This window comes from Azospirillum sp. P4_B5 (genome assembly GCF_056402275.1).
In genome coordinates this window covers 143,015-169,063 of sequence record NZ_JBFUHT010000012.1, presented here as the reverse complement: position 1 = coordinate 169,063, position 26,049 = coordinate 143,015, and the positions used below count along the sequence as shown (strand labels likewise).

At 70.4% G+C, this 26,049-nt stretch carries 25 protein-coding genes and 2 pseudogenes; 10 read left to right on the top strand and 17 right to left on the bottom strand.

Translation table 11 applies throughout. From position 1 onward, the window contains the following. Positions 1-270: 270 nt before the first annotated feature. On the bottom strand, positions 271-906 hold the full coding sequence (locus AC1DVI_RS12305; protein ID WP_476958205.1) for a pseudouridine synthase: 636 nt from the start codon (positions 904-906) through the stop codon (positions 271-273). A 55-nt stretch (positions 907-961) separates the two neighbouring features. Here AC1DVI_RS12305 and AC1DVI_RS12300 point away from each other — a divergent pair, with 55 nt between their 5' ends. After that, positions 962-1,888, top strand: a complete 927-nt coding sequence (locus tag AC1DVI_RS12300; RefSeq protein ID WP_476958204.1) for a 2-hydroxyacid dehydrogenase — start codon at positions 962-964, stop codon at positions 1,886-1,888. A gap of 12 nt (positions 1,889-1,900) precedes the next feature. On the opposite strand, the gene AC1DVI_RS12295 is transcribed toward AC1DVI_RS12300, so the two are convergent. The 5 genes from AC1DVI_RS12295 to AC1DVI_RS12275 all read right to left on the bottom strand — a co-directional run bounded on the left by AC1DVI_RS12295 (position 1,901) and on the right by AC1DVI_RS12275 (position 5,759). Next, positions 1,901-2,341 carry a MarR family transcriptional regulator gene (locus AC1DVI_RS12295; protein ID WP_476958203.1) on the bottom strand — a complete coding sequence of 147 codons (441 nt, stop codon included), beginning with the start codon at positions 2,339-2,341 and terminating at the stop codon, positions 1,901-1,903. A 120-nt stretch (positions 2,342-2,461) separates the two neighbouring features. Then, positions 2,462-2,740, bottom strand: a complete 279-nt coding sequence (locus AC1DVI_RS12290; protein WP_476958202.1) for a DUF2442 domain-containing protein — start codon at positions 2,738-2,740, stop codon at positions 2,462-2,464. Beyond that, positions 2,715-2,957 carry a DUF4160 domain-containing protein gene (locus AC1DVI_RS12285; protein ID WP_476958201.1) on the bottom strand — a complete coding sequence of 81 codons (243 nt, stop codon included), beginning with the start codon at positions 2,955-2,957 and terminating at the stop codon, positions 2,715-2,717. The genes AC1DVI_RS12290 and AC1DVI_RS12285 overlap by 26 nt, the downstream gene beginning before the upstream one ends. 247 nt (positions 2,958-3,204) lie before the next feature. Next, positions 3,205-4,227, bottom strand: coding sequence for a flagellar motor switch protein FliG (gene fliG / locus AC1DVI_RS12280; RefSeq protein WP_035670918.1), 1,023 nt, complete (start codon positions 4,225-4,227; stop codon positions 3,205-3,207). A gap of 143 nt (positions 4,228-4,370) precedes the next feature. Then, positions 4,371-5,759: a leucyl aminopeptidase family protein gene (locus AC1DVI_RS12275; protein ID WP_476958200.1), complete on the bottom strand. Its 1,389-nt coding sequence runs from the start codon at positions 5,757-5,759 to the stop codon at positions 4,371-4,373. Between the two features lie 149 nt (positions 5,760-5,908). Between AC1DVI_RS12275 and AC1DVI_RS12270 the strand changes: the two genes are divergently transcribed. Next, the gene (locus tag AC1DVI_RS12270; RefSeq protein ID WP_476958199.1) at positions 5,909-6,568 is read left to right on the top strand and encodes a glutathione S-transferase family protein; all 660 of its coding nucleotides are present in this window, start codon (positions 5,909-5,911) and stop codon (positions 6,566-6,568) included. Between the two features lie 13 nt (positions 6,569-6,581). On the opposite strand, the gene AC1DVI_RS12265 is transcribed toward AC1DVI_RS12270, so the two are convergent. The 3 genes from AC1DVI_RS12265 to AC1DVI_RS12255 all read right to left on the bottom strand — a co-directional run bounded on the left by AC1DVI_RS12265 (position 6,582) and on the right by AC1DVI_RS12255 (position 8,996). After that, on the bottom strand, positions 6,582-7,673 hold the full coding sequence (locus AC1DVI_RS12265) for a TAXI family TRAP transporter solute-binding subunit (protein WP_476958198.1): 1,092 nt from the start codon (positions 7,671-7,673) through the stop codon (positions 6,582-6,584). Positions 7,674-7,791: 118 nt separating this feature from the next. Continuing rightward, complete coding sequence (locus tag AC1DVI_RS12260; protein ID WP_476958197.1) at positions 7,792-8,355, bottom strand: HupE/UreJ family protein; 564 nt, start codon at positions 8,353-8,355, stop codon at positions 7,792-7,794. 104 nt (positions 8,356-8,459) lie between these two features. Further along, the gene (locus AC1DVI_RS12255; protein WP_476958196.1) at positions 8,460-8,996 is read right to left on the bottom strand and encodes a hypothetical protein; all 537 of its coding nucleotides are present in this window, start codon (positions 8,994-8,996) and stop codon (positions 8,460-8,462) included. A 97-nt stretch (positions 8,997-9,093) separates the two neighbouring features. On the opposite strand from AC1DVI_RS12255, the pseudogene AC1DVI_RS12250 reads away from it, so the two are divergent. The 3 genes and pseudogenes from AC1DVI_RS12250 to AC1DVI_RS12240 all read left to right on the top strand — a co-directional run. After that, positions 9,094-9,561, top strand: a pseudogene (locus AC1DVI_RS12250) (Y-family DNA polymerase); the annotation flags it as partial. A 142-nt stretch (positions 9,562-9,703) separates the two neighbouring features. Next, entirely contained in the window at positions 9,704-10,747 is a 1,044-nt protein-coding gene (locus AC1DVI_RS12245; protein ID WP_476958195.1) for a Y-family DNA polymerase, read from the top strand. 10 nt (positions 10,748-10,757) lie between these two features. Beyond that, positions 10,758-14,048 carry an error-prone DNA polymerase gene (locus AC1DVI_RS12240; RefSeq protein WP_476958194.1) on the top strand — a complete coding sequence of 1,097 codons (3,291 nt, stop codon included), beginning with the start codon at positions 10,758-10,760 and terminating at the stop codon, positions 14,046-14,048. A gap of 21 nt (positions 14,049-14,069) precedes the next feature. Here AC1DVI_RS12240 and AC1DVI_RS12235 read toward each other — a convergent pair whose 3' ends face one another. Together AC1DVI_RS12235 and AC1DVI_RS12230 are read right to left on the bottom strand one after the other, a co-directional pair. After that, positions 14,070-14,648, bottom strand: coding sequence for a tyrosine phosphatase family protein (locus tag AC1DVI_RS12235; protein ID WP_476958193.1), 579 nt, complete (start codon positions 14,646-14,648; stop codon positions 14,070-14,072). Between the two features lie 296 nt (positions 14,649-14,944). Next, positions 14,945-15,646 carry a tRNA-uridine aminocarboxypropyltransferase gene (locus AC1DVI_RS12230; RefSeq protein ID WP_476958192.1) on the bottom strand — a complete coding sequence of 234 codons (702 nt, stop codon included), beginning with the start codon at positions 15,644-15,646 and terminating at the stop codon, positions 14,945-14,947. 247 nt (positions 15,647-15,893) lie between these two features. Here AC1DVI_RS12230 and AC1DVI_RS12225 point away from each other — a divergent pair, with 247 nt between their 5' ends. After that, complete coding sequence (locus AC1DVI_RS12225) at positions 15,894-16,064, top strand: hypothetical protein (protein WP_476958191.1); 171 nt, start codon at positions 15,894-15,896, stop codon at positions 16,062-16,064. A gap of 59 nt (positions 16,065-16,123) precedes the next feature. On the opposite strand, the gene AC1DVI_RS12220 is transcribed toward AC1DVI_RS12225, so the two are convergent. The 3 genes from AC1DVI_RS12220 to AC1DVI_RS12210 form a co-directional block, all read right to left on the bottom strand. Then, positions 16,124-16,933: an ImuA family protein gene (locus AC1DVI_RS12220; protein ID WP_476958190.1), complete on the bottom strand. Its 810-nt coding sequence runs from the start codon at positions 16,931-16,933 to the stop codon at positions 16,124-16,126. 137 nt (positions 16,934-17,070) lie between these two features. Beyond that, positions 17,071-18,159, bottom strand: a complete 1,089-nt coding sequence (locus AC1DVI_RS12215; RefSeq protein WP_476958189.1) for a Tim44 domain-containing protein — start codon at positions 18,157-18,159, stop codon at positions 17,071-17,073. 138 nt (positions 18,160-18,297) lie between these two features. Further along, on the bottom strand, positions 18,298-18,534 hold the full coding sequence (locus tag AC1DVI_RS12210) for a hypothetical protein (RefSeq protein ID WP_476958188.1): 237 nt from the start codon (positions 18,532-18,534) through the stop codon (positions 18,298-18,300). A 523-nt stretch (positions 18,535-19,057) separates the two neighbouring features. Here AC1DVI_RS12210 and AC1DVI_RS12205 point away from each other — a divergent pair. From AC1DVI_RS12205 to AC1DVI_RS12190, 4 genes and pseudogenes are all read left to right on the top strand, one after another. Continuing rightward, positions 19,058-19,483 carry a DUF4112 domain-containing protein gene (locus AC1DVI_RS12205; protein WP_476958187.1) on the top strand — a complete coding sequence of 142 codons (426 nt, stop codon included), beginning with the start codon at positions 19,058-19,060 and terminating at the stop codon, positions 19,481-19,483. 81 nt (positions 19,484-19,564) lie between these two features. After that, positions 19,565-20,968 carry an oxygen-independent coproporphyrinogen III oxidase gene (hemN, locus tag AC1DVI_RS12200; RefSeq protein WP_476958186.1) on the top strand — a complete coding sequence of 468 codons (1,404 nt, stop codon included), beginning with the start codon at positions 19,565-19,567 and terminating at the stop codon, positions 20,966-20,968. Positions 20,969-21,107: 139 nt separating this feature from the next. Then, positions 21,108-21,728, top strand: a complete 621-nt coding sequence (locus AC1DVI_RS12195; protein ID WP_476958185.1) for a glutathione S-transferase family protein — start codon at positions 21,108-21,110, stop codon at positions 21,726-21,728. A gap of 8 nt (positions 21,729-21,736) precedes the next feature. Further along, positions 21,737-22,138: pseudogene (locus AC1DVI_RS12190) on the top strand (protease complex subunit PrcB family protein); the annotation flags it as partial. A gap of 138 nt (positions 22,139-22,276) precedes the next feature. Here AC1DVI_RS12190 and AC1DVI_RS12185 read toward each other — a convergent pair. From AC1DVI_RS12185 to AC1DVI_RS12175, 3 genes are all read right to left on the bottom strand, one after another. Beyond that, positions 22,277-23,152, bottom strand: a complete 876-nt coding sequence (locus AC1DVI_RS12185; protein WP_476958184.1) for an ABC transporter permease — start codon at positions 23,150-23,152, stop codon at positions 22,277-22,279. Positions 23,153-23,181: 29 nt separating this feature from the next. Beyond that, positions 23,182-24,147, bottom strand: coding sequence for an ABC transporter permease (locus AC1DVI_RS12180; protein WP_149164206.1), 966 nt, complete (start codon positions 24,145-24,147; stop codon positions 23,182-23,184). A gap of 90 nt (positions 24,148-24,237) precedes the next feature. Continuing rightward, complete coding sequence (locus tag AC1DVI_RS12175) at positions 24,238-25,899, bottom strand: peptide ABC transporter substrate-binding protein (RefSeq protein ID WP_476958183.1); 1,662 nt, start codon at positions 25,897-25,899, stop codon at positions 24,238-24,240. Between the last annotated feature and the right edge of the window lie 150 nt (positions 25,900-26,049).

Sequence of the window (26,049 nt, the reverse complement as noted above, 5' to 3'; positions counted from 1 at the left end):
CTATCTGACGGCCCAGTGATGGCGGTCATTTCCGTCTTGCGGACGTTGATCGCTGATCTGATGCCGCCTCCGACCGCACCGGCTGGCCGGAGACAAGGCTTACGGCTGCGAGCCGGTCTAGGCCTACCTGTGCCTTCCCACGCTGGCTTGCCCCCCGCGCGAGAGGCCCTACGGGCCACCCTCTCCCCACTTTCGGCGGACCAGAGGTCCGCCTGTCGCGTCAGCGCAAACTTCGTTTGCGCGTGAGCGGAGGAGAGAGGGCTATGAGGGTCAAGTGCGATTGCCTTGGCTCCGCGGGCGCTTCGCCTTGGTGCCGGGCGGCGGCGCCGTTCGGACCGGCGGCGCCTTCGGGGAGTCCCACCCCGGCACCGTCACCTCGCGCCATTGGCCGGGCGCCAGCCCGTCCAGCGTCCAGTCACCGATCGACCAGCGGATCAGCCGCAGGGTCGGGAAGCCGACCGCGGCGGTCATGCGGCGCACCTGCCGGTTCCGCCCCTCCTTCAGAGTTAGCGCGATCCAGCTCGTCGGAATGGCGGCGCGGAAGCGCACGGGCGGGTCGCGCGGCCACAGGCCATCCGGCTCCTCCATCCGGCGGGCCTCGGCGGGCAGGGTCGGCCCGTCGTTGAGCGTCACCCCGTCGCGCAGGCGCTGCAACGCCTCCTCGGTCGGGTCGCCCTCCACCTGCACCCAATAGGTCTTGGGCAGCTTGTGCTTGGGCGAAGCGATGCGGGCGATCAGCGCGCCGTCGTCGCTCAGCGCCAGCAGCCCCTCGCTGTCGCGGTCCAGCCGCCCGGCGGCGTAGACCCCCTTCACCGGCACATGGTCGGCCAATGTCGGGCGCCCCTGCTCATCGGTAAACTGGGGCAGCACGCCATAGGGCTTGTTCAGCAGGATCAGACGGGGCACGGTTGGCTCGAACGGGTTTGAGACGAAGAACGACAACATTACAGGGGTTTGCACCGTGACGCTGCTTTTCTGCTCCACCACCGACCGCTCCGACCGCTGGCTGAGCGAGCTGGACGCCCGGCTGCCCGGCCTGGAGGTGCGGGTGTGGCCCGAGATGGGGGACCCGGCGGACATCGAGATGGCGCTGGTGTGGAAGCCGCCGCACGGGCTGCTCGCCACCCTGCCGAACCTGAAGCTGATCGTGTCGCTGGGCGCCGGGGTGGAATCGCTGCTGCTCGACCCCACCCTGCCCGAGGTGCCGCTGGTCCGCATGGTGTCGGAGGGGCTGACCGTGGACATGGCCGGCTATGTGGCGCTCCAGGTGCTGCGCTGGCACCGGCTCCTCGACGATTACGAGGCGCTCCAGCGGGCCGGGCGGTGGGAGCCGCTGGACCCCTGCCCGGCGTCGGAGGTGAGTGTCGGTATCTTGGGCCTGGGCGAGCTGGGCATGGCCTCGGCCAAGACGCTGCTGAGCATGGACTACCGCGTGCTGGGCTGGAGCCGCACACCGAAGGCGCTGCCGGGAGTGGAGAGCTTCTCCGGACCCGACGGGCTGGCGGCGATGCTCGGGCAATGCAACCTGCTGGTCTGCCTGCTGCCGCTGACGGCGGAGACACGCGGCCTGCTGAACCGCAAGCTGTTCGCCGCCCTGCCCAAGGGGGCGGTGGTCGTCAACGCCGCGCGCGGCGGGCATCTGGTGGAGGACGATCTGCTGGAGGCGCTGGAGAGCGGGCACATCGCCGGGGCCAGCCTGGACGTGTTCGCGGAGGAACCGCTGCCCGCCGGCCATCCCTTCTGGACCCACCCGAAGGTGCATGTGACGCCGCACGTCGCCGCCGTCACCCACCCGTCGCGTTCCGCCGCGGTGGTGGCCGAGGCGATCACCGCCTTCCGCGAGGGGCGCCCCCTGCCGAACCTCGTGGACCGCAGCCAGGGCTACTGAAGGCGTCGGCGGTCAAACGGGCACCGCCACAGGGCCGGAGGCGCCCAGCTGCGCCTCCAGCCGCGCCTTGGCGGAGGCGGCTACCTCCTCCTCGGCGCGGATGACCGCCATGTCCTCCGGGGCCACGGCGCCCGCCGCGACGACCAGCTCGGCGAAGTCGGACAGGAAGACGCTGCCCTTCACGGTGCGCTGGACGAGCACGCTGCGCTTGTCCTCGACGTCGCGCTTGCGCTTGATGAAGCCGAGCAGCGACAGCCGGTCGAGCGCGCGGGTCACCGCGGGCTTGGAGATGTTCAGCGTCGCCGCCAGACCGCGCACGGTGTGCGGCGGGTCGGTCAGATAGACCTGGAGCATGATGGCCATCTGGCGTGCCGACAGATCCGGCCCGTCCTGCCGGACGCTGGCGATCAAAGCCGTCCGCCACAGGCCGAGCGCTTTCAGGTTCCGTGCCATGTTTTCCCCCCGCGTGCCGCGTCCCTTGCCCCCGAAGGCCCCCGCATTCGGAACGCGCGGCGACGGAGTGTCCCTCAACCCGGCCCGGACAGGCAAGCGTTTCGCAGCCGGATCAATCGGTCAGGGTGTCGCGGGAGGGGAAATGTGTCGAGGGGCCGGCGCCCCGCGCAGAAGCCCTTCGGTGCTGAGATCCTCATCCACATCGGGCCAGTGGATGCCGTAGCCGCCGCCAGCGATCTCCCAATTCCGGCGCTGCTCCGGGGTGGCGTCGAACAAGCGCGGATACCAGGCGAGCGGCACGGCGATGGACCGTCCATCCATAAGGTCGACCGTCAACCGCTCGTCGTCGAGCAACACGGCCTTGATGCGCAGATCAACCTTCGGTGCCGAAAAAGCCATGCCATTCCTCCAGGAACCGCGCCCGATGCTCCCGCACGATCCGCAGCACATCGGCCAGATCCTTTGCCGAGTGGCCCATATTAATCGCAACGGACACCGGGGTCAGCCAGACTTTCACCGAGGCACCGCCCCGGTCCACATGAACATGCGCCGGCTCGTTGGGTTCATGGCTGTAGAAGTAGAACCGGAAGCCGTCCTGGCGATGAATGGTCGGCATGGCGTCGTCCTCAAAGGATAGGGCGACAACCGATTATGCACATGGGCCGAGAGAAAGCTCGTTCCGGAAGGGGTCATATTATGAGCTTAGAGCGCTTGCATTGGCTTGCCCCCACCCTAACCCTCCCCCGCTGCGCAGGGGAGGGAACTCCGGCGGCTTCGGACAGCGCCCTCCCCTGCACAGCGGGGGAGGGAGGGGACCCGTGCGCAGCATGGGGAGGGTGGGGGCAACCTCGTCGGGACCCCGCTCAGTAGATCAGCTCGTTCTCGCCGCTGCCTTCGGAGATGACGATCTCGCCGCGGGCCGCCAGATCCTTGGCGAGCTGGACCATGTACATCTGGGATTCGTCCACCTCGCGGACGCGGACGGGGCCCATGGCGGCCATGTCCTCGCGCAGGATCTTCGCCGCGCGTTCCGACATGTTGGAGAAGAACAGGTCCTTCAGCGTCTCCGACGCGCCCTTCAGGGCGGTGGCGAGCTTCTGCTTGTCGACGCTGCGCAGCAGGGCCTGGACGCCGGAGGGGTCGAGCTTGGACAGGTCCTCGAAGGTGAACATCAGCGACTTGATGCGCTCGGCGCTGTCGCGGTTGCGTTCCTCCAGGGCGGCCATGAAGCGGTGCTCGGTCGTGCGGTCCAGGCCGTTGAAGATTTCCGCCAGCATCTCGTGGCTGTCGCGGCGGCTGGTGCGGGCGAGGTTGGTCATGAACTCGGTGCGCAGCGTGCGCTCCACGTCGTCCAGAACCTCCTTCTGCACGGCCTCCATGCGCAGCATGCGCATGATGACCTCCATCGCGAAGCTCTCCGGCAGCTGGGTCAGGACGCGACCGGCGTGTTCCGGGCGGATCTTCGACAGCACCACCGCCACGGTCTGCGGATACTCGTTCTTCAGATAGTTGGACAGGACCGACTCGTTGACGTTGGCCAGCTTGTCCCACATGGTGCGGCCGGCGGGACCGCGGATCTCCTCCATGATGGAGTCGACCTTGTCCTTGGGCAGCGTCTTCAGCAGCAGGCGCTCGGTGGAGTCGAAGGAGCCGACCAGCGAGCCGGTGGCCGACATCTGCTCGGCGAATTCGACGAACAGGCGCTCGATCAGGTTGGCGGAGACGGTGCCCAGGTTCGCCATCACCTGCGACAGCTCCTTGATCTCCTCGTCGTCCATCATCGCGAACAGCTTGGACGAATGCTCGTCGCCCAGCGCCAGCATCAGAATGGCCGCCTTTTCCGGACCGGTGAGGGTGCGATAATCCTCACGAACCTTCAGCGCCATGTATCCGCCTCCAAAAACCCGGCCGGCACCCGAGTCCACCGGTCCTACCCAAAGGTTTTAGTCCTTTCCGAATCGCCACGCCACCCCCGCGACGCCCGCGGGGGTGACAATTTTAACCATACGCCGGATGCTGGACCGCTGGATTACCCGAACCGCTTGGCGATGACCGCGTAGGCCGCGCGCAGGGCCAGCGCCTCGCCGCCTTCCGGGCGGCCGGGGCGGGCGCCGCTGTTCCAGGCGAAGGTGTCGAGATGCGCCCAGGGCGTGTCCTTCGACACGAATTCCTGGAGGAACAGCCCCGCGGTGATCGCTCCGGCCATGCCGTTGCTGGTCACGTTGTTGAGGTCGGCCACCTTGCTGTCCAGCCCCTTGCGGTAGGGCGCCCAAAGCGGCAGGCGCCACAGCGGGTCGCTCTGCTCCTCCCCGGCGGCCAGCAGGTCGTCGGCGAGGCCGTCGTCGTTGGCGAACAGCGCCGGCAGGTCCGGCCCCAGGGCGACGCGGGCGGCCCCGGTCAGGGTGGCGAAGTCGATCAGCAGGGCGGGCTTCTCCGAATCCGCCTCGGCCAGCGCGTCGCACAGGATCAGTCGGCCCTCGGCGTCGGTGTTGCCGACCTCCACGCTCAGCCCCTTGCGCGTCTTCAGCACGTCCATCGGCTTGAAGGCGTTGCCGGAGATCACGTTCTCCACCGCCGGAACCAGCACGCGCAGCCGCACCGGCAGCCCCGCCATCATCACCATGCGCCCCAGCGCCAGCGCGTGCGCGGCGCCGCCCATGTCCTTCTTCATCAGCAGCATGCCCGAAGACGGCTTGATGTCCAGGCCGCCGCTGTCGAAGCAGACGCCCTTGCCGACGATGGTCACTTTCGGGTGCGCCGGGTTGCCCCAGCGCAGGTCGATCAGCCGCGGCGCCCGCGGGCTGGCCCGGCCCACCGCGTGGATGGCCGGATAGTCGCGGTCCAGCAGGTCGTCGCCGACGATCACCTCCAGCCCGGCCTCGAATTCCTCCGCCACGGCATGGGCCACCTCGGCCAGTTCCGCCGGGCCGAGGTCGTTGGCCGGCGTGTTGACGAGGTCGCGCAGCAAATAGGTCGCGGTGGCGGTGCGCTGCACCTCGCCCTGGTCGGCGTGCTTCGGCCAGACGAGATTGGCGAAGACCTTGTCCGACGCCTTGTAGCGCCCAAAGCGGTAGCTGCCGAGCGCCCAGCCCAGCGCCAGACGGGTGGCGGCGCGACGATCCAGCGCGGCGTCCACCGCCTCGTCCAGCCGGTAGTTCCCCGGCGGCAGGCCGGCGGGCAGCCCGGCAAGACCCCACAGGTCGTCCAGCGCCGACACGCCGGCCAGCACGCGGGCGACCGCCCCGCCCTCCCCCGGCAGGAACGCCGTCGAACCGGCCTCGGCCGTGAAGTTCACGGCCTTCACCCAGGCCGCGGTGGCGGGCGGCTGGCCTTCCAGCCACGTGGCGAGACCGGCCTTGTTCAGCGGGGTGATGGTCACGGTGCCGGGGCCGGCCGTGGCGAGCAGGGTGGCGAGCAAGGCGGGCGTCCTTCGTCAGGAAACGGAAGCAGTGATGGAAAGCATGGCGCGCCGGGGCGTCCCTGAAAAGGGGGATTGCGCGCCGGCTTGCCGCAAGGTCGCGGGGCAGGCATGCTCCGCCTCCCCTCCCTCCGCGACCGAGGCATCCCATGGACGACTTGACGCTGGTCATCGGCAACAAGGCCTTCTCCTCCTGGTCCCTGCGGCCCTGGCTGGCGCTGAAGCGGACCGGCCGGCCCTTCCGGGAGATCGTGATCCCGCTGCGCCAGCCCGACACCGCGGCCCGCATCGCGGAGCATTCGCCCTCGGGCCGGGTGCCCTGCCTGCGGCACGGCGACCGGGTGATCTGGGATTCGTTGGCGATCTGCGAGTATCTGGCGGAGTCCTTCCCGGAGGCCGCCCTGTGGCCGGTGGACGCCCACGCCCGCGCAGTGGCGCGGTCGGTCTCGGCGGAGATGCATTCGGGCTTCGCCGCTCTGCGCACTCACATGTCCATGGACCTCAAGGCGTTCCGCCCCGGCGTGGGCCGCAACGCCGAAAGCGAGGCCGACATCGCCCGCGTCTTCGCGGTGTGGCGCGACGCGCGGTCCCGCTTCGGGGCGGGCGGCCCCTTCCTGTTCGGCGGCTTCTCCATCGCCGACGCCATGTACGCGCCGGTGGTGACGCGCCTCCTCACCTACGGGGTGGCGATGGACGGGCTGTGTGGCGCCTACGCGCGGGCGGTGATGGAACTGCCGGCCATGACGGAATGGGTGGCGGCCGCCGAGGCGGAGCCGTGGGACCTCTACGCCGACGAACGGACCATCTGACGCGCGGAAGGGATCAGGGCGTCGGCCCTCCCGTCGGTTCGTTGGCGGCGTTGCCGATCAGGCCGACCTCGCGGTAATAGCGCTCGGCGCCCGGATGCAGCGGGACCGAGACGTTGGCGACCGCCTTGGTGGCGTCGAAGCTGCGCCCCTTGGGGTGGCCCTCGATCAGCAGGCGGCGGGTGTTCTCGTGCCACAGCGCCTTGGTGACGCCGTGGATCAGGGCGGGGTCGCGGTCGGCGCGGACCAGCAGTTCCGCCCCCACCCCCAGCGTGTGAATCTCCGGCACGCCGGGGTAGGTGTCGGCGGGGATGGTCTGGTCCATGTAGAAACGCTGGCGGATGCGCAGCCGGGCGGCCATCTCGCCGTCGAGCGGGATCAGGCGGATCGGTTCGCGGTTCGCCACGTCGGTGACCGCCGCCACCGGGAAGCCGCCGACCATGAAGAAGGCGTCCAGCTCCTTCTTGGCCAGCCGGTCCGCCGCGGTGCCGGGCTTCAGGTAGGCCGGGGGCCGCAGCTCCGCCTCCTTCACGCCGAAGGCGTCGAGGATGGCCCGCGCCTCCACCAGCACGCCGGACCCCTCCTCGCCCAGCGAGACGGACTTGCCCTTCAGGTCGGCCACGCCGTGCAGGTCGCTGTCGGCGCGAACGACGAGCTGGATCGCCTCCGCGTAGAGCATGCCGATGGAGCGCAGCCCCTCGAAGGGCGCCTTGCCGTGGAAGATGCCCGACCCGGTGTAGGCCCAATAGGCGATGTCGGCCTGGGACATCCCGGCTTCGATCGCGCCGGAGCGCAGCAGCTCGATGTTCTCCACCGAGCCGAGCGTCGCCTGGGCCACCGCGATCAGCCCCGGCACGCCGCAGCTTCCCCCGCGGTCGCAGGGGCGGGAACCGGGCGGGTTGGAGATGGCGTTGGCGATCAGCCCGCCGATCGGGAAATAGGTGCCCGACGTGGTGCCCGTGCCGATCCGGAAATAGCGGATGTCCTGCGCCGCAGCACCCCGCGGCAGCAGGCCGAGCAGAGCGGCCCCCGCGACACCGGCCAGGAGATGGCGGCGGCTGGGAAGACCTTGCGAGGAAAGGCGGGGGTTGGCTCCTGCGCGCGGCACCGGCGGGTCCACCTTTCCTGCTGGCCAGCCGTCCCGGCGGCATGGGCCATCGGCGGCGTGTGTTGGACACGCTCTTACAAGAATACCCGCAGCCCGGCTTTTTCAAGGCGTCGGGGGCTTAAAAGACGCCCGCCAGATCAAGAACTCCGGCAAGTGCTACCGCGCCGCCACACATTTGCACGACCCGGCCCGACGCCGCCTGCCCCACCGCCACCGACAGGCCCAGCCCGGCGCTGATGACCAGCAGCACGCCGGACGACAACCCGGCCCAGAACAGCGGACCGCCCATATGCACATAGCCGTGGAAGGCCCCCGCCGCGGCGACCGTCAGCACCCCCAGGGCCAACGGCGCCTTCAACCCGAAGGCGACCAGCCCGCCCATCAGGATCAGCGACGCCGACAACCCTTCCGCGGCGTAGGGGAGGCGGATGCCGATCTGCGCGGCCAATCCGGCAGACAGCACCGCGGTCAGCGCCGCCACCGGAAGCTGCCAGACGGCGGCGCCGCCGTTCTGCCCGCTCCACAGCCCGATGGCGAGGAAGCCCAGCAGATGCTGCAACACCCACACGGGCTCGGTCAGGCCGGTGCCGAACGGCCCGGTCACCGTCATCCGCGCCAGCGCGGGCGCGGCCCCGGCGCCGATCAGTGTGAGCGCCAGAAGAACCGACCGGATCGCCACCATCCCCTACCCCTTTTCCCCAACGTCTCTGCGCAGCACCGGGCCGGTATGGCCGCTGCGCGGGGTGGGGTCAAGTGACCAGAGCCGGAGGCTTTTGAACGCCGGGGTCAGTAACCCAGAGGGCCGGGGCCGTACTGGCGGAGATCCTGCTGCTTGCGGAGCAGGTCGCGCTGCTGCAGCGGGTCGAGGCGGCCCATGGCGTCGTCGGTGCGCAACCGGTCGACCTCCGGGCTCATCAGGTCGCGCTTGGCGCGGTCGGTCAGCCCCTGGGTGGAGCCCGGCGCCGGCAGGGCGGGCGTGGCCGGCTGGTCGATGGGCGGCGGCGGGGGAGACGAACTGCCGCGGCGGCGCACCGGCGGCGGCTGGTTGGGCGGCTGGTTGGGCATCTGCGAGGCGTCGGAGAGCTTCTGCGGCGGGGCGGGTGGAGGTTGCGGCGCGGGGATCGGGCGGGCGTTCTCCTCCGCCTGGATCTGGCGCAGCGTCTTCAGCCCGCCGCCTTGCGCGGACGCCGGCGGTGCCGCCTGGGCCCGCCCCGGCATTTCGTCGCGCACCTCCGTCGCGCAGGCCCCCAGCGCAAGGGCGGCGAGCGCGACGGTGACGGGCAGAAGCGTGGCGGTGGCGCGGATCGAGGTCATACCAACCATGTCGTGCCCCGCGGAGCCGGGACAAGGCCCCCTGCCCATCTCCCTCTTCCTGGTGAGGCCGTAAGGGGACTCCCACCCGCCAGCTTTTGCCGCTAGAATGTTCTTGTTTTGTTCGAGTAGAAACAATGTGCGGAGGGAGGGCGGTATGGTGGAACGGGAGGCGGAACGGACGGCACGGCGCATCCTGTCCCTGTGGCTGCCGCGGCTGCCCACCGACGCCCACAGCCGCCGCCATCCGGAGCGGCGCGGCCATCCCCTGGCCGCCATCCTGGCCGAGCGCGGGCGGCTGGGCGTGGCCGCCGTCAACCGCGCCGCGGCGGAGGCCGGGGTGTGGCCCGGCATGAGTCTGGCCGACGCCCGCGCCATCGAACCCGCCCTGGCCGTCTTCGACGCCGATCCCGAGTCGGACGCCCGTCTGCTGGAACGGATCGCCGGCTGGTGCACCCGCTACACCCCCTGGACCACCCCGGACGGTCCCGACGGCGTGGCGCTGGACATCACCGGCTGCGCCCATCTGTTCGGCGGAGAGGAGGCCATGGCCGCCGACCTGACCGCCCGCCTGACCGCGGCGGGCTTCGAGTCGCGGCTGGCGGTGGCCGACACGCCCGCGGCGGCCTGGGCGCTGGCACGGTTCGGGAGGAAGGCCCCCACCCTCCCGCTCTCGGCGGACCCAAAGGGTCCGCCTGCCGCGTCAGCGCAAGCTTCGCTTGCGCGAGAGCTTCGCGGGTCCCTCCCTCCCCGTCGCCGCGCTGCGTCTGCCCGCCGCCACGGTGGACGGTCTGGCCGCGGTGGGGCTGCGGCGGATCGGGGACCTGCACGCCATCCCCCGCGCCACGCTGGCCGCCCGCTTCGGGCCGGAGCTGCTGCGACGGCTCGACCAAGCCTATGGACGGCTGGACGAGCCGCTGTCGCCCCGCCTGCCGGTGCCGCCGCACAGCGCCCGCCTCGCCCTGCCCGAGCCGCTCACCACCGCCGAGACCATCGCCGAGGCCCTGCGCCGCCTGCTGATGACCCTCTGCGCCGGGCTGGAGAAAACCGGCGAGGGCGCCCGCCGCCTGCGGCTGGAGTTGCACCGGGTGGACCGCCGGCTGGAGGACGCGCCCCAGACGCTGGCCATCGGCACCGGCCACCCGGTGCGCCGCCCGGACGCGCTGATGCGGCTGTTCGCCCAGAAGCTCGACCGGGTGGAGCCCGGCCCCGGCCTGGAGCTGATGGTGCTGTCGGCCACCGAGGCCGGTCCGCTCGCCGCCGCGCAGGCCGCGCTGGATGGCACAACGGATGGCGGTGCGGATGGGGGCACGGGCGGACAGCCGGAGCTGGGCGAGCTGATGGACCGGCTGGGCAACCGGCTGGGGGAGCGGGCGGTGCTGCGGCTGGTCCCGCGGCAAAGCTGGCTGCCGGAGCGCAGCGTGGCCCCCGCCGCGGCCTTCGCGGATGCCCCCGGCGGTGCGCTGTGGCCCGCCGATCGCCCGCGCCCGGTGCGGCTGCTCACCCCGCCGGAGCCCATCGAGGCCATGGCCCTGGTTCCCGACGACCCGCCGGTGATGTTCCGCTGGCGCGGCGCCCAGCACCGCATCCGCCTTGCCGACGGGCCGGAGCGGATCGCGGCCGAATGGTGGCGGCGCGACGGCGAGCCCCGCGACTATTACCGCGTCGAGGACGAGGCCGGGCGCCGCTTCTGGGTTTTCCGCCAGGGGCTGTACCGGCCCGGCGTGGCGGCGCCGTGGTTCCTGCACGGCTTCTTCGGGTGACGGGGCCGCCATGACCCCTTACGCCGAACTCCAGGTCTCGACCAGCTTCACCTTCCTGGAGGGCGCGTCCCACCCGGACGAGCTGGCGCTGACCGCCGCCGCCCTCGGCCACGCCGCCGTCGCGGTGACCGACCGCAACTCGCTGGCCGGGGTGGTGCAGGCGCACGCCGCCGCCCGCAAGCACGGCCTCCGCCTGATCGTCGGCTGCCGGCTGGACCTGACCGACGCGGACAGCCTGCTCGCCTACCCCACCGACCGGGCGGCCTACGCGCGGCTGTCGCGGCTGCTGACCCTGGGCAAGCGGCGGGCGCCCAAGGGCGCCTGCTTCATCGCCCGCGCCGACCTGCTGGAGCATGCGGAGGGGATGCTGTTCCTGCTGGTGCCGCCGGACGACCGCGACCCCGCCTTCGTCCACGCGCTGCGCGGCTGGCGCACCGATCTGGGGAACCGCCTGCACCTCGCCGCCTGCCACCGCTACCGCGGCGACGACCAGCGGCGGCTGTCCTGGCTGGCCGGGCTGGCGGAGGCGGAGCGGGTGCCGCTGGTGGCGACCAACGACGTGCTTTACCACTCGCCCGCCCGCCGCCCGCTGGCCGACGTGATGACCTGCATCCGCAGCGGCACGACCATCGACGAGGCCGGCTGGCGCCTGTCCGCCAACGCCGAACGGCATTTGAAGGCCGGGGTGGAGATGGCCCGCCTGTTCCACCGCCACCCCGACGCCGTCGCCCGCACGGTGGAGATCGCCGCCGCCTGCCGCTTCTCGCTGGAGGAGCTGCGCTACGAATACCCGGACGAGGTGGCCGAGGACGGGCGCAGCCCGCAGGAAACGCTGACCCACCTGACCTGGGCCGGCGCCGCCCGCCGCTACCCGGACGGCGTGCCGGAGACGGTGACCAAGGCCCTGCACCATGAACTGGCGCTGATCGGGCAGTTGGGCTACGCGCCCTATTTCCTGACGGTGCACGACATCGTGCGCTACGCCCGCTCGCAGCAGATCCTGTGCCAGGGGCGCGGCTCGGCGGCCAATTCGGTCGTCTGCTATTGCCTGGGCATCACCGCGGTCGATCCCACCGCCATCGACCTGCTGTTCGAGCGCTTCATCTCCGCCGCCCGCAACGAGCCGCCGGACATCGACGTGGATTTCGAGCATGAGCGGCGCGAGGAGGTCATCCAGTACATCTATGCGAAGTACGGGCGCGAACGGGCCGGGCTGACCGCCACCGTCATCCGCTACCGCGCGCGCGGCGCCATCCGCGAGGTCGGCAAGGCCATGGGCCTGTCGGCCGATCTGGTGGCGCGGCTGTCCGGCTCCGTCTGGGGCTGGAGCCGCCACGGTGTGGACGAAGAGCGCGCCCGGCAGTACGGCTTCGACCCCGACGACCCGCGGCTATGCCGGACGCTGGAACTGGCGCAGGAACTGATCGGCTTTCCCCGCCACCTGTCGCAGCATGTCGGCGGCTTCGTCATCACCCGCGGCCCCTTGAGCGACCTCTGCCCCGTCGCCAACGCCGCCATGGCGGGCCGCACGACCATCGAGTGGGACAAGGACGACATCGACGCGCTGGGCATCCTGAAGGTGGACGTGCTGGCCCTGGGGATGCTGACCTGCCTGCGCCGCGGCTTCGACCTGCTGAAGCGGCATTACGACAGCGCCCTGACGCTGGCGACGGTGCCGCAGGAGGACCCAGCGACCTACGACATGCTGTGCCGGGCCGACAGCCTGGGCGTCTTCCAGGTGGAAAGCCGGGCGCAGATGTCCATGCTGCCCCGCCTGCGGCCCAAAACCTTCTACGATCTGGTGATCGAGGTCGCCATCGTGCGCCCCGGCCCGATCCAGGGCGACATGGTCCACCCCTACCTGCGCCGCCGCACCGGCGAGGAACAGGTCACTTACCCGTCTCCCGAACTGGAGAAGGTGCTGAGGAAGACGTTGGGCGTGCCGCTGTTCCAGGAGCAGGCGATGAAGATCGCCATCGTCGGCGCCGGCTTCAGCCCGGAGGACGCCGACCGGCTGCGCCGCGCCATGGCGACCTTCCGCAAGACCGGGCTGGTCCACACCTTCCGCGACCGCTTCATCGAAGGCATGGTCGGGAACGGCTACGACCATGCCTTCGCCGAGCGCTGCTTCCAGCAGATCGAGGGGTTCGGCGAATACGGCTTCCCCGAAAGCCACGCGGCGAGCTTCGCCCTGCTGGCCTATGTGTCGGCCTGGATGAAGTGCCACCACCCGGACGCCTTCGCCGCGGCGCTGCTGAACAGCCAGCCCATGGGCTTCTACGCCCCCGCCCAGATCGTCCGCGACGCCCGCGAACACGGGGTGACCGTGCTGCCTCCGGACATCAACCGGTCGGAGTGGGATTGCACGCTGGAACCGCTTTCCAAAATGGGAACGCATACCCTCTCCCCCCCGGGGAGAGGGGAGGGTGAGGGGGTTGCCCTTGTGCCGGACGGTTCAGAGCCGCGAAACCCCCTCACCCCAACCCTCTCCCSGGGGGGGAGAGGGGGCATCGGCACCATCCGCTACGCCCTGCGCCTCGGCCTGCGGCTGGTCCGGGGGATGGACGAGGAGGACGCCCGGCGGCTGGTGCTGTGCCGCGGGGCGGGCTACCGCGACCCCTACGACCTGTGGCGCCGCGCGCGGATGCCGGTCGCCGGGCTGGAGCGGCTGGCCAAGGCCGACGCCTTCCGCTCCGTCGGGCTGGACCGGCGGGCCGCGCTGTGGGCGGTGAAGGCGCTGGGAGCGCGGCCGCTGCCGCTGCCGCTGTTCGCCGGCCTCGCCGACTCCGCCCAGGAGGAGCCGCAGGCCCTCCTGCCCGCCATGGCGCTGGGCGAGCATGTTGTGATGGATTACGGCAGCCTGTGCCTGTCGCTGAAGGCGCATCCCATGGCGCTGCTGCGGGACGGCTTCGCCGGGGTGGTCCCGACCGAACGGCTGGGAAAGGTACGGGCCGGCACGCGGCTGACCGTGGCGGGGCTGGCGCTGGTCCGGCAGCGGCCCGGCAGCGCCGAGGGCGTGGTCTTCATCACGCTGGAGGACGAGACCGGCATCGCCAACCTCGTCATCATGCCGGACGTGTTCGAAAAATTCCGCAAGACGATCCTCGGCGCTCGCCTGATCGCCGCCACCGGCCGGGTGGAGCGCAACGGCAAGCCCAATCCCGAGGGCGGCGAGGTCATCCACCTGCGCGTCGAGCGGCTGACCGACCTGACGCACCGGCTGCGCGACCTGACCGACCCCGACGCGCTCCCCAACCGCTCGGCCGCCGCGGTCTTCCCGGAAGGCCGAAATTTCCGCTGAGATGCGGCAGGGGGCGAAAGATCAGTCGATCAGGTCCGCGACCTCGCGCACCCGGCCGTTGTCGATCATGAACTGGACCAGATCGGGACGCTCCCGGCCATAGCTGGCGTGGCGGGCGCGGACGGCGGCGACCAGTTCGCCCCGGCGCTCCAGGATCTCGTCGGCGAATTCGATCATGCGCAGGTTGGGCCACGCCTTGTGGCGGATATTGACCACGGCGGCCATCGCCTCGGCGGCGGGACGATCCGGGCTGGCCTGGGCCAGGATCATGGTCAGGGCGGCGGTCGAGCGCGAAATGCCGGCGTGGCAATGGACCAGCAGCCCCCCCACCCCGGTCGGCTCGGTCATCAGGTCGCGCCCGAAGGCCAGGATGCGCTCGACGTCCGCGCGCTGCGGCAGGGCCTGGCCCATGTAGGGGTCGATGATGTCGTGGAAGCGCAGCTCCAGCCGCGTGTGCTCGCCGTAGGAGCCGAAGGCGGTCGGCTCCGGGTGACCGGGGTCGAGGATCGACAGGACATGGGTCACGCCGGCCTCGCAGAAGCCGTTCAGCTCCTCGATGCCGCAGACGGTCAGTCCGAAGGGAACGAAATCGCGGGCCATGGTCCTCGTCTCTTGCCGTGCGCGTGGAGGGCGGCGCGGTTCGCATGTGGCGCCGCCGGTCCGTGCCGTCAAGCCGATCGGAGGGCCGATCAAAGGACGTTGAACAGATACAGCAGAAGAATGATCGGAATGGGAAGCCCGACAAGCCACAGCAAAATACCCTTCATGGATCGCTCCCTTGGTTGAGGCCCGAGCGGCCGATGCAATCCCCAACAGCGCAACAGCGCATTGGTTGCCGCGGCCGCCCTGGTCGAGGGGGGCTTACCCGGAAAGGGCGATCCCGGAAGAAACGCGGATTATTCCGCCTCGTCCTGATCCGGGGCCTGATCCGCAATCGGTTCCGCCGATTCCGCGCCGGGCGGCGCCACGGGCCGCGGGCGCGGGGCGCGCAGCTTGTTCAGCAGCAGCGAGAAGGGCTTCAGCGCGCGATCGAGGATCGCCGGCTCGGCCTCCAGCCGCGACAGCAGGAAGGCGGCGGCCTCCAGGGTCGACACGCTGTCCCGCCGCGGCTCCTTGCGGGCCTGCCCGTAGAGGGAGCGGAACTGCGGGTTCAGCACGATGCGGCGGCACTTCAGAAGCCACGGGTTGCGCCACCACAGCGTTTTGGCCTGGCTCCAGGTGCCGTCCAGGACGATGACGCCCTCCAGATCGGCCAGAACCAACTCGCTGTCCCTCTGCGGGACGCCGCCCTTATCCACGATGGACACCTCCGGCAGGGGGGCGGCGCCCTGCTTGACCGGGCCGAGATAGAGCACGCCCCAGCGCTTGTAATCGACCTCGCGCCCCAGGATGCGCTTCAGGTTCGACCAGCTCAGCCCCACCTTCAGCGCGGAGTTCCGGAACTGGAGATGGGTGATCTGCGCGGTGCCCAGCGTCTCGCGCTTTTCCTGCGGGTGCTGGAGGATGAGCAGGAAGACGGCGTTGTCGATCGGCTCCACCGCCTCGCAAACGCACAAATGCATAGGTTTTAGGCAGGTAGGGCAGGGTTCGGCGTGCATGGTCGGTCTCGGAGAAGGAACATCGGCGGAAAGAAGCGGGAGGCGGGGACTATGGGCTTCCCGCCTCAAAAAAGAAACGGGGCCTGAAAAAGAAACCGGCGCATTAAAGTTTGCATAACGCGTGATCTGCATCACTTAGAGGCCTGGACCTTGCATGATAGCGTCCAGACACACAGGACGGGTTGGGCCGAGGGCGGCCGACAGGACCGCTCCCCAGGCTCTCCCGACGCTCAAAAGGAGGCTTGCCATGCTGCCCGCTCATTTGGCCGCCCGCTTGCTGGAGCAACGCCGGGCTCAGGAATCGGCGGAATTCGCCCGGCAACTGCCGCTCTACGCGGACGACGCGCCCTTTCCGCTTCACACCGATCCGGATGGCGAAACCGGGCATTCCCTGCCCGACTGGACCACCAACTACTGATCGGAAGCTGACGGGCGGCTGTCGTGTAAGCGACATCACCGCCCGTCCTTCCGTCCGCATCACGCCACCTCGGCCCAGGACGGTCCGTTTCCGGACGCCGGTGCCGGACGCCGAACCGGGGTGGATGTGGGTGCAGGCGCGGGAATGGCCCGCTTCGGCTCCCTCGCCGGGACCAGGGCACCGTCACGCCATTCCAGAAGCCACACCCCAGGGCGACCGCCCCGGCAGCGCTCCAGTTCGGCGCGCCAGCGCGGATCGCCCACGCCCGGTTCCGCCGTCCGGCTGGGAGCCGGCGCGACCCGCCAGCGGGTGACCGCCGCGCTCGCCGCCGAGCGGCGGGCGGTGCTCTGCAGCAGGAATCCCGTCACACCCGACGACTCGGTGGCCAGTTGCAGCCGGCGGCTCGCCGTCAGGTCCAGCCCCCCGACCTCCCCCAGCACGGCGGACAGCCGCTTGCAGCGCAGCGCCTCCTCCATCGCCCACAGGGCGTCGGCGTCGCGGGTCGCGCGCACGGCGATCAGCCGGTCCGGCGTCAGCCCATAGGCGGCCAGCCCGGCGGCGTGCAGGTCGCGCCCGCGCACGACCCACAGCGCGGGCGCCGCCGCGCTGGCGAGGCGGGCCAGCAGATGCGCGGCGAAGGCCGTGCCGGCTCCCGGCTCCTCCCCCGCCACCTCGTGCAGACAGCCGAGCGGCAGCCCCCCTGCCGGAAAGACCCCGTCGAGGTCCGGCAGGCCGAAGGGCAGCACCCGCGCCCCCTCCCCGCCCAGCCCTTCCAGGCCCCGGATGCGGGCGCGCAGATCGGCAAGAACGGCCGCCCGGTCCGGCGCAGGCGCTCCGACGCAAGACTCGGGCACAGGAAGTTCGGGCATGACTCGCTTCCGCTGAGCAGGTATTTGTTCCTGATATGTTCTATCATGTCCCATCCGCCCAGGGGAGTCCGGAAATGCGAAAGGGGGCGCCCTTTCGGACGCCCCCCTCGCGAGACCGGTTGAGGAGTGGAGAGTGGTCAGCCGGCCTGTTGGATCGCCGACAGGACCCAGCGCCCGCCGCGCGGACGGGTGAAGGTCCAGATTTCCGTGGCTTCGACCGGGCGGTTGGGGTCGCCCTCGACCACGCGGTTGCTGGCGCGGTCGACCGTCACGTCGGTCAGCGAGAAGCGCATCGCCACGGTGGCGTATTCCACGTTGCCCTCGCGCCACGCCTCGGCCAGGTCGCCCTGGAGCAGACGGACGTCGGACAGGCGGTTGATTACGCCGCGGTTGTTGTTGGCCGCCAGTTCCTCGGCGAAGTAGGAGGCCATCTCCGGCGTCACGGCGCTGCGCAGGGCCGTCAGGTCCTCGTTGCCGTAGGCGGTCTGGACCGCAACCAGCGTCTGCTCGAACGCCTGATAGTCGGCCGGGCCGATGCCCACGTCGTCACGGCGCACGCCCGGACGGCCGGAAGAAGCTGGACCCGAGGCCGGACCCGCCGCCGCACCACCGCGAGCGCCACCACCCAGCGGGTTCGAGCGCGCGTCCACCGCCTCGCGGTTCATGACGCCCGGATTCGGGCCGGCATAGGCGGTGTTGGGAGCGCCCATGCCCGCCGGCCGCGCCGCGCCCGCCGAGCGGTTGCGGAAGAAGCGCATGGCCAGCCGAACCAGGAAGACAACCAGCAGGATCTGGAGGATGAAGCCCAGGATGCCGGCGAAGCTGCCCAGCCCGTCGAGGAAGCCGCCGCCGAACAGCATGCCGGCGATGCCGGCGCCGATCAGGCCGCCCATCAGGGCCGGCATGAAGCCGCCGCGCGAGAAGAAGCCGCCGCGCTGCGCCGCCGCCGGCGACGCCATGCCCGGCTGCTGCATGCCCGGCTGCTGGGCGCCCGGAGTCTGGGCCGGGGCCGCCGAGCGCTCCATCGGGGCGGCTCGCGGCGCGGTGTTGGTCTGGGCCGGCGCCTCGTAAGTGCGCGAGCCGCGGCTGCCCGCGGAACTGCTCTTACCGGCGCGGGCGTCGGCGGTACCGGCGGTCAGCGCCACGGCCAGCGCCAGAGCGACGGCGCCGAAGGCGCGGGCCGGAGTGCGGGAAACGGTGCGGGGGGATCGCGTGTTCTGGGTCATGGCCGTGTTCGGAAAAGCCCTCGGTTCAGGGGGACGCTCATCATGTAGCGTCCTCCTATATGGTATGGCAGCCCTGCCGTTTTAGAGGGGCCACAACCAAACCGGCCAAAAAATGCGCAGACTGCGTGCGGCGCCCGATCAGGCGGAGGCGCGCTCCCACACCATCCCCCCCTGTTGGAAGGCACCCGCACCGGCCGGAACCACTGGCGCCCGCGACGTGGCGGCCGTCCGTTCCGCCGTTTGCCGCGACGCCCAGACGCGGCGGCGGACCTCGATCTGGCGGCGGCAATCGCGTGAGCAATAGAGCGGCGCCGGCCCGCGCGACGAACTGCGGCGGAACGGCTGTCCGCAGCAGGCGCAATAAAGCATGGTCATGGTGATCCTCCCTTTTTTCCGACCTGTTTTTTTCCGATGTTCGGTGCCCTGCCCATCACCCTGTGGAGCGGGTGCCCGTTCGGTTCTTTTCGGTCTTTAGTCTCAACGTGCGCGCACCATTGTTGTCCTTTGGGGCGCCTCGGACCAGAGAGGCCTTCGGCATATGGCCGTCCGACCGATGCCAAAAAAAGCTTGGCCACACCGGATAATTCCCAGAAACGTCAAACATTTAGCCTCCAGCGAGCCCACATCGCGCGTCCAATCGCCGCATCCGCTCCGGCAAGTTTCCCCCTCCTTTCGGACAATGACCCTGCGTCCGCCTGATTATCCGCCCGATTATCCGTATGACGGCGGCCCCGCCCGGACTGTGAACGCGTCCGTGGTGCCGGGCACCCGATGGAGATAGGCCGGGAACCGCGGGGCACAGCCGCGGGTTGCTCACCCGACACGCCCGACCGGCTCCGCCCACGGCTCCCTCCTCCGGCGGCTCCCCACGGCGGCTTTCCTGCACCGGTGAAGCCCCATGAGCGACATCCGCACGCGTCCCGCGCCCGCCTCCACCCTCTCGGGCGTCGCCACGGCGCCGCCGGTCATCCATATCGACTTGAACAGGCTGGAGCGGCTGCGCCGGCTGACCCGGCTGATGGACACGCGCTGGCGCATTCCCGGCACGCGCATCCCCGTCGGGCTGGACGGCATCGCCGCGCTGGTCCCGGTCGCCGGCAGCACGGCGACCACCGTGGTGGCCGCCTACATTGTCATGGAGGCCGCCCGCTTCGACCTTCCGAAAAGCCTGATCGCCCGCATGGTCGCCAACATGGCCGTGGATTGGGCCGGCGGCTCGGTCCCGGTGGTCGGCGCCCTCTTCGACATCGGCTTCAAGGCCAACCGCCGCAATCTGAACCTGCTGCTGGAGCATCTGGAGAACCGGCTGGCCGCACCCGACTGACGGACAGGCCTGACGGGCGGGCGTTCGAACGCTTGACTTGTGTCAAAGCGGCGGGAGGCGGTCTGCACGATCCTCCCCGTCATGAACGCGATCTCCCCCGTGGCCTGCGCCACCGCCCCGACCGCCCCGCTGAACGCCGCCCTGCTCGCCAAGTACGACGGGCTGCGGGTGCCCCGCTACACCAGCTACCCGACGGCGCCGCACTTCACCGCCGCCGTGGGGGCGGAGCGCTACGCGGACTGGCTGGCGGAGCTGGACACGGCGGCCCATACGGGGTCGCTGTACCTGCACGTGCCCTTCTGCGCGAAGATGTGCTGGTACTGCGGCTGCCACACCAAGATCGTCGCCCGCTACGCCCCCATCGCCGAGTATCTCGGCCATCTGCGCCGCGAGATCGGCATGGTCGCCGACCGCATTTCCGGACGGCTGCGGGTGCGGCACATCCATTTCGGCGGCGGCACCCCGACCATGATGGCGCCGGACGACTTCGAATCGTTGATCGCCCTGCTGCGTGAGCGCTACGACGTGACGCCGGACGCGGAGATCGCGGTGGAAATCGACCCGCGCACCCTGACCCGCGAGATGGCGGAAGCGCTGGGCCGCGCCGGGGTCAACCGCGCCTCGCTGGGCGTGCAGGACTTCGACGCCGGGGTGCAGGCGGCCATCAACCGGATCCAGCCGCGGGAACAGACCGAGCAGACGCTGGAATGGCTGCGCGCCAACGGCATCCGCCACATCAACCTCGACCTGATGTACGGCCTGCCCAAGCAGTCGGTGGAGAGCGTCGCGCGGTCCGCCGAGATCGCCCTGACCATGGCGCCGGACCGGCTGTCGGTCTTCGGCTACGCCCATGTGCCGTGGATGAAGTCCCACCAGAAGAAGATCGACGAGTCGGCGCTGGCCGGCACGCTGGGCCGGTGGGAGCAGTTCGCGTCCATCGCCGGGGTGCTGACCGACGCCGGTTTCCAGCCCATCGGCCTCGACCACTTCGCCCGACCCGACGACGAGCTGGCCGTTCAGCAGGCCGAGGGGCGGCTCAGCCGCAACTTCCAGGGCTACACGACCGACGACGCGGAGGTTCTTCTGGGCTTCGGCGCCTCCTCCATCGGGGCGCTGCCGCAGGGCTATGTGCAGAACGCCGTTCCCTTCGACCAGTACGCCCAGGCCGTCGAGGCCGGGCGGTTCCCGACCGGCAAGGGGCTGACGCTGACTGCCGACGACCGGCTGCGCCGCGACCTGATCGTGCGCCTGATGTGCGACCTGTCGGTGGACGCCGGCGCGGTGGCTGAGGCCCATGGGCTGGCCGCCGGGACCTTCGACGCCGACCTGGAGGCGATGGCCGATCTGGTGGCCGACGGGGTCGCCGTGGTGGAGGGCCGCCGCGTCCATGTGCCGGAACCCGCCCGCCCGCTGATGCGCATCGTCGCCGCGCGCTTCGACACCTACCTGTCCACCGGCGCCGGGAAGCACAGCCGCGCGGTGTGAGCATGGAAACCGTTTGATCGGCAGGCAAAAAGGCGCTTTTTGCCTGCCTCTGGCCTTCCGTGCGCAAATCGGCGAAACTGGCGCCTGTTGAACGCCTTTGCGGACATGGCAAAGGGACAGGCTCCAGGGACGGGCACCGATGATCACGCTCTACACCTTCGCCTCGCCGAACGGGCAAAAGGCTTCGATCCTGCTGGAAGAGCTGGGTCTCACCTACAAGGTCCACAAGGTCGACCTTGTGGCCGGCGAAGGCCGTCAGCCCGACTATCTGGCGGTCAGCCCGATTGGCAAGATCCCGGCCGTCGTCGAGGATCTGCCCGGCGGCAAAAAGCGCCGCCTGTTCGGCTCGGGGGCCATCCTGCTGCACTACGCCGAGCGCACCGGCCGCCTGCTGCCCGAGGACGAGGACGAGCGGGCGGAGGCGATGAGCTGGCTGATGCTGGGCGTCAGCGACCTCGGCCCCTCGGGATTGAGCAAGTTCCGCTTCGCCGTGATGGCGCCGGAGAAGATCCCCTACGCCATCGACTATTTCAAAGGCGAGCTGCAGCGCATCCACGCCGCGATGGAGGAGCGTCTGGGCGGGTCGGCGTATCTGGCCGGCGGCGCCTACTCCATCGCCGACATCGCCTGCTTCCCCTTCGTGGCCGTGGCCGCCAAGGCGGAGGGCAACGTGCTGGACCGCTACCCCAATCTGAAGCGCTGGCACGACGCGGTCGCGGAGCGCCCGGCGGTCAAGCGCGGCATGGCGGTGCCGGAGTGAGCCGCCGCATGACCCGCCCAGCCGTCGCCATGCTTGCCCTCGCCCTGACGCTTCCCCTTCTCGGCGCCTGCCAGACCGCTCCGGACGGGGCGGAGCCGCAGGCCCTGCTCCCCGCCGACGCCGATCCCGGCACCTATTGGCAGGGCGACCGCAGCCAGGCCTACGAGCGCGCCTATGTGGTCGCCCGCAACCCGCAGGAATGGAACGATCTCTGGGCCCGTGTCGGCGAGGCCGCGCCGGGCCCCCTGCCCGGTGACCGCATGGCCGCGGCGGTCTTCCTCGGCCCGCGCGATACCGGCGGCTACGGCGTGTCCATCGTCAGCGCGCGGGCGTCCGGCGGCGATGTCGTCGTCGGCTACCGCGAGCGCGTTCCGGGTCCGGCCCAGGCGGTGGCGCAGATGCAGACGTCGCCTTATGCGGTGCGCTTGATCCCGATGGTGGCGGGGACGGCGAGGTTTCAAAGTCGCAGGGGAGGGCGCTTGATCCCCTCCCCTGCGAAGCGGGGGAGGGTTAGGGAGGGGGCAATACGTGTCCAGACAACGACCTTCCTACCGCTTCCCCACCACCCGCGGGTCCAACGCGTCCTGCAGCCCGTCGCCCAGCAGGTTGACGGCGATCACCGTCAGGAAGATCAACAGCCCCGGCCACACCGCCAGCAGCGGCGCCGTTCCCACCAGCTCCTGCGCGTTGGTCAGCATGTTGCCCCAGGAGGGCAGCGGCGGCTGAATGCCCAGGCCGAGGAAGCTCAGCACCGACTCCAGCAGGATCACGTTGCCGACCGTCAGCGTCGTCGCCACCACGGCGGGGGCGGCGACGTTCGGCAGGATGTGGGCCAGCATGATGCGGCGGCTGCCCGCCCCCATCGCCACCGCCGCCCGCACATAGTCGCGCCGCCGCGCCGACAGGGTGGCCCCGCGCACCAGCCGCGCCACCGTGGTCCAGCCGAACAGCGCCACCAGCACGACGATGCGCAGCAGGCTGGCGTCCTCCGCCCCCGCCACCTCCGGCGGGATGCCCAGCCGCGTCAGGTCGATGGCGCCCAGCACGATCAGAAGCGGCAGCAGCGGCAGCGCGATCAGCCCGTCGGTGACCCGCATCAGCAGATCGTCCAGCCGCCCGCCGAAATAGCCGGCCAGCAGCCCGATCCCCGTGCCGATGACGGCGGAGGCGAGCGCCGCCGCCACGCCGACGAACAGCGACACCCGCCCGCCATAGAGCAGCCGCACCAGCACGTCGCGCCCCAGTTCGTCCGTTCCCAGCGGGTGCAGGGCCGAGGGCGGGCCGAAACGGTCGAGCAGGCTGATGCCCGTCGCCTCCACCCCCAGCCAGTGTTCCACCCAGGGTGCGGCGGCCGCCGTGACCGCCAGCACCAGAAGCAACACGGCGCTGACCACCGCCAGCCGGTGGCGGGCGAAGCGCCGCAAGAAGCGTCCGGCTCTCAAGCGCCCGGCCCTCACGCCCCGTCTCCCTTGAAGGAGATGCGCGGGTCCAACCCGGCGTAGGCGGCGTCGGCCAGCAGGTTGCCAGCCAGCGTCGTCAGCGTGGCGAACAGCAGCGCCACCAGCGCCACGTTCAGGTCGTTGCCCATGATGCTGTCGTAGATCAGCTTGCCCATGCCCGGCCAGGCGAACATCGTCTCGGTCACCAGCGCGCCGGAGAAGAGGGCGCCGAACTCCAGCGCCACGATGGTCACGATGGGGATGGTCGCGTTGCGCAGCGCGTGGCGCCAGACCACCCGCCCCTCCCCCAGTCCCTTGGCGCGGGCGGTGCGGACGTAATCCTGGCGAAGCTCCCCCATCATCGCGGCGCGGACGTAGCGCGTGTAGCCGCCGATGCTCGCCAGCGTCAGCGAGGCCACCGGCAGCACGAGGTAGGGTAACCGCTCCCACCAGCCCTCCCCGCCGACCGGGCCGAGGCCCGAGGCCGGCAGCCATTGCAGCTCCACCGCGAAGAGCAGGATCAGCAGCAGCGCCAGCCAGAAGGCGGGAACGGAGATGCCGGCGAAGCAGAACAGGTTGATGGCGTTGTCCGCCCAGCCGTAGGGCCGCCGCGCCGCGTAGACGCCGAGCGGCAGCGCCACCGCCAGCGTCAGCGCCATCGCCGCCCCGAGCAGCAGCAGCGTGTTGCCCAGCCGCGGCAGCAGGATCGTCAGCACCGGCTGCGCGTAGAGCCGCGAGAAGCCGAAATCCCCCATCAGCGCCGCCTGGAGCCAGTGTCCGTAGCGTTCCAGCAGAGGCTTGTCGAGGCCGTAGAGCGCCTTCAGCCGCGCCGCGTCGGCGGGCGTGGCGCGCGGGTTGCCGGCCAGCATCATGTCCACCGGATCGCCCGGCATCAGCGTCATCAGCACCGTGATGACAAAGCTCATCAGCAGCAGGACGACCAGCGCCTGGAGCAGCCGGGAGGCGAGGAAGCGGGTCATGGGTTGGCGCTGACGCGGCAGGCGGACCTTCGGTCCGCTGAGAGCGGGGGGAGGTTGGGAGGGGGGCCCGACACGACACCCTCACCCCCCTCACTCCTTCGCCTTCCACGTCTCGATCCACAGCGTGCTGGAATCCAGATGCCCGGTCGGCACCACGCCCTCCAGCCAGGACGGCAGGATGAACGGGTCGGCGCGGAAGAACAGCGGCAGGTTCGGCAGGTCCTGGGCGTAGAGCGTCTGCAGCTTCGCCCACAGCGCGCGGTTGGCGTCGGGCTCGCAGACATGCTCCAGGTCTTCCAGGACCTTGTCCATCTCCGGGTTCCTGTAGCCGGTGTAGTTCTGGCCCGCCCAGTTGTTGGCTTCCGTCGGGATCATACTGGAATGCAGGATGGTGCGCGGGATGTTCTCCGGCGCGCTGATCCAGGCGAACAGCGCCATCGACTTGAAGCGGCGCTTCTCCAGCGTGTCGCCGAACAGGACGCGGGCCGGCTCGTTGACGATGCGCACCTCGATCCCGGCCTGCCGCCATTGCGCCTGGAGCACCTGCTGCAACACCTCGCGGGAGCGGTTGCCGGCGGTCGTCATGATCTCCAGCGACAGCCGCTCCCCCTTGGCGTTGTGGCGCACCCCGGCGCGCCGCTCCATCCAGCCCGCCTCGTCCAGCAGCTTGGCCGCCAGCGCCGGGTCGAAGGCGTAGGTCGGGTAGCCCGGCGCGTGCACGCGGTCGAGCGGGCTGATCTCGTTGTGGGCGACCGGCTGGCGCCCGTCGTAGAGCTGCTTGGAGATCGCCTCGCGGTCGATGGCGTGGAGCAGCGCCCGGCGCACCCGCACATCGGCCAGCGCCGGGTTGTCGAGGTTCAGTTCGACATGCTCGAAAAACAGGCCCGGCTTGTAGAAGACGTTGTAGCGGCTGCCGTGCCGCTTCTCGAAGGCGAGCACCTGATCGAGCGGCAGGCCGGTCTCCCCCGGCACCATGTCGACCTGCCCGGCCAGCAGGTTGGCCTCCAGCGCGGCGGTGTTCTCGATGGACTTCACGATCACCCGCTTGAAGGCCGGCTTCGCCCCCCACCAGGTCGGGTTCGGCTCCAGCACCACATGGCTGCCCGGCTCGACCTGGGCGATGCGGTAGGGGCCGAACCACAGGCCGGGGTTCGTCGTGTCCGTCTCGTACTTCGAGCGGTTGCGGTAGGTCGCCGGGTCGGCCTCGAACACCGCGCGTTCCAGATGGGCGGGCAGGATTTCGAAGTCGTTGATCTCGGCGTAGCTGCACACCGCCTTGTCGCGGTGGATGGTGAAGGTGCGCTCGTCCTTGGCGTCGATCGCCACGATGTCGCGGGCGAACAGGTCGAAGTTGCTGTAGCCGCTCTGCGGGTGCTTGCCGACCGTCCAGGTGAACAGCACGTCCTCGGTCGTCATCGGCGTGCCGTCGCCCCAGGTCGCCTTGGGGTTGATCGTGTAGGTGACCTTGATGCCCTTCTTGCCGTCGGGCCGTGTCTCGACCTCCGCGGTGCCCTTGTCCAGCGCCGGCAGTTCGGTGCAGAGCAGGCAGGTCAGCCGCCAGTCGGGGTCGTAGGCGGTGAAGGGCCGGCGCGCCATGGACAGGACGTAGCTCTTCGCCATCATCGCTTCCATGGAGGGGTGCCAGTTGGACGGGAACTGGGTCATGCCGATCACCAGCTCGTCCTTCGCCGCGAATGCGGGGGCGCTCATCAGAGCGGCGGCCAGGGTAAAGGCGGCTATTCCCGTTCGCATCGCGGCGTCATCTCCCGTCCGGTGAAGTCCCGGCTACGAACTATGGGGACCCGCGGCCCTGCGGTCCAGAGTGGAAGCAGCCTTTGCGAAGCCCTTGACGGAACGGGGCCGCCGGTGTTTGTGGTCTGCCCCATACGCAACCGAATGGAT

Coding starts and splice junctions, on each gene's coding strand:
- AC1DVI_RS12215 (WP_476958189.1), bottom strand. CDS start 18,159: ATGACCCAGAACACGCGATCCCCCCGCACCGTTTCCCGCACTCCGGCC.
- AC1DVI_RS12205 (WP_476958187.1), top strand. CDS start 19,058: ATGAGCGACATCCGCACGCGTCCCGCGCCCGCCTCCACCCTCTCGGGC.
- AC1DVI_RS12290 (WP_476958202.1), bottom strand. CDS start 2,740: ATGGCTTTTTCGGCACCGAAGGTTGATCTGCGCATCAAGGCCGTGTTG.
- AC1DVI_RS12195 (WP_476958185.1), top strand. CDS start 21,108: ATGATCACGCTCTACACCTTCGCCTCGCCGAACGGGCAAAAGGCTTCG.
- AC1DVI_RS12260 (WP_476958197.1), bottom strand. CDS start 8,355: ATGGTGGCGATCCGGTCGGTTCTTCTGGCGCTCACACTGATCGGCGCC.
- AC1DVI_RS12295 (WP_476958203.1), bottom strand. CDS start 2,341: ATGGCACGGAACCTGAAAGCGCTCGGCCTGTGGCGGACGGCTTTGATC.
- AC1DVI_RS12180 (WP_149164206.1), bottom strand. CDS start 24,147: ATGACCCGCTTCCTCGCCTCCCGGCTGCTCCAGGCGCTGGTCGTCCTG.
- fliG (WP_035670918.1), bottom strand. CDS start 4,227: ATGGCGCTGAAGGTTCGTGAGGATTATCGCACCCTCACCGGTCCGGAA.
- hemN (WP_476958186.1), top strand. CDS start 19,565: ATGAACGCGATCTCCCCCGTGGCCTGCGCCACCGCCCCGACCGCCCCG.
- AC1DVI_RS12255 (WP_476958196.1), bottom strand. CDS start 8,996: ATGGTTGGTATGACCTCGATCCGCGCCACCGCCACGCTTCTGCCCGTC.
- AC1DVI_RS12175 (WP_476958183.1), bottom strand. CDS start 25,899: ATGCGAACGGGAATAGCCGCCTTTACCCTGGCCGCCGCTCTGATGAGC.
- AC1DVI_RS12270 (WP_476958199.1), top strand. CDS start 5,909: ATGGACGACTTGACGCTGGTCATCGGCAACAAGGCCTTCTCCTCCTGG.
- AC1DVI_RS12235 (WP_476958193.1), bottom strand. CDS start 14,648: ATGGCCCGCGATTTCGTTCCCTTCGGACTGACCGTCTGCGGCATCGAG.
- AC1DVI_RS12225 (WP_476958191.1), top strand. CDS start 15,894: ATGCTGCCCGCTCATTTGGCCGCCCGCTTGCTGGAGCAACGCCGGGCT.
- AC1DVI_RS12220 (WP_476958190.1), bottom strand. CDS start 16,933: ATGCCCGAACTTCCTGTGCCCGAGTCTTGCGTCGGAGCGCCTGCGCCG.
- AC1DVI_RS12285 (WP_476958201.1), bottom strand. CDS start 2,957: ATGCCGACCATTCATCGCCAGGACGGCTTCCGGTTCTACTTCTACAGC.
- AC1DVI_RS12230 (WP_476958192.1), bottom strand. CDS start 15,646: ATGCACGCCGAACCCTGCCCTACCTGCCTAAAACCTATGCATTTGTGC.
- AC1DVI_RS12210 (WP_476958188.1), bottom strand. CDS start 18,534: ATGACCATGCTTTATTGCGCCTGCTGCGGACAGCCGTTCCGCCGCAGT.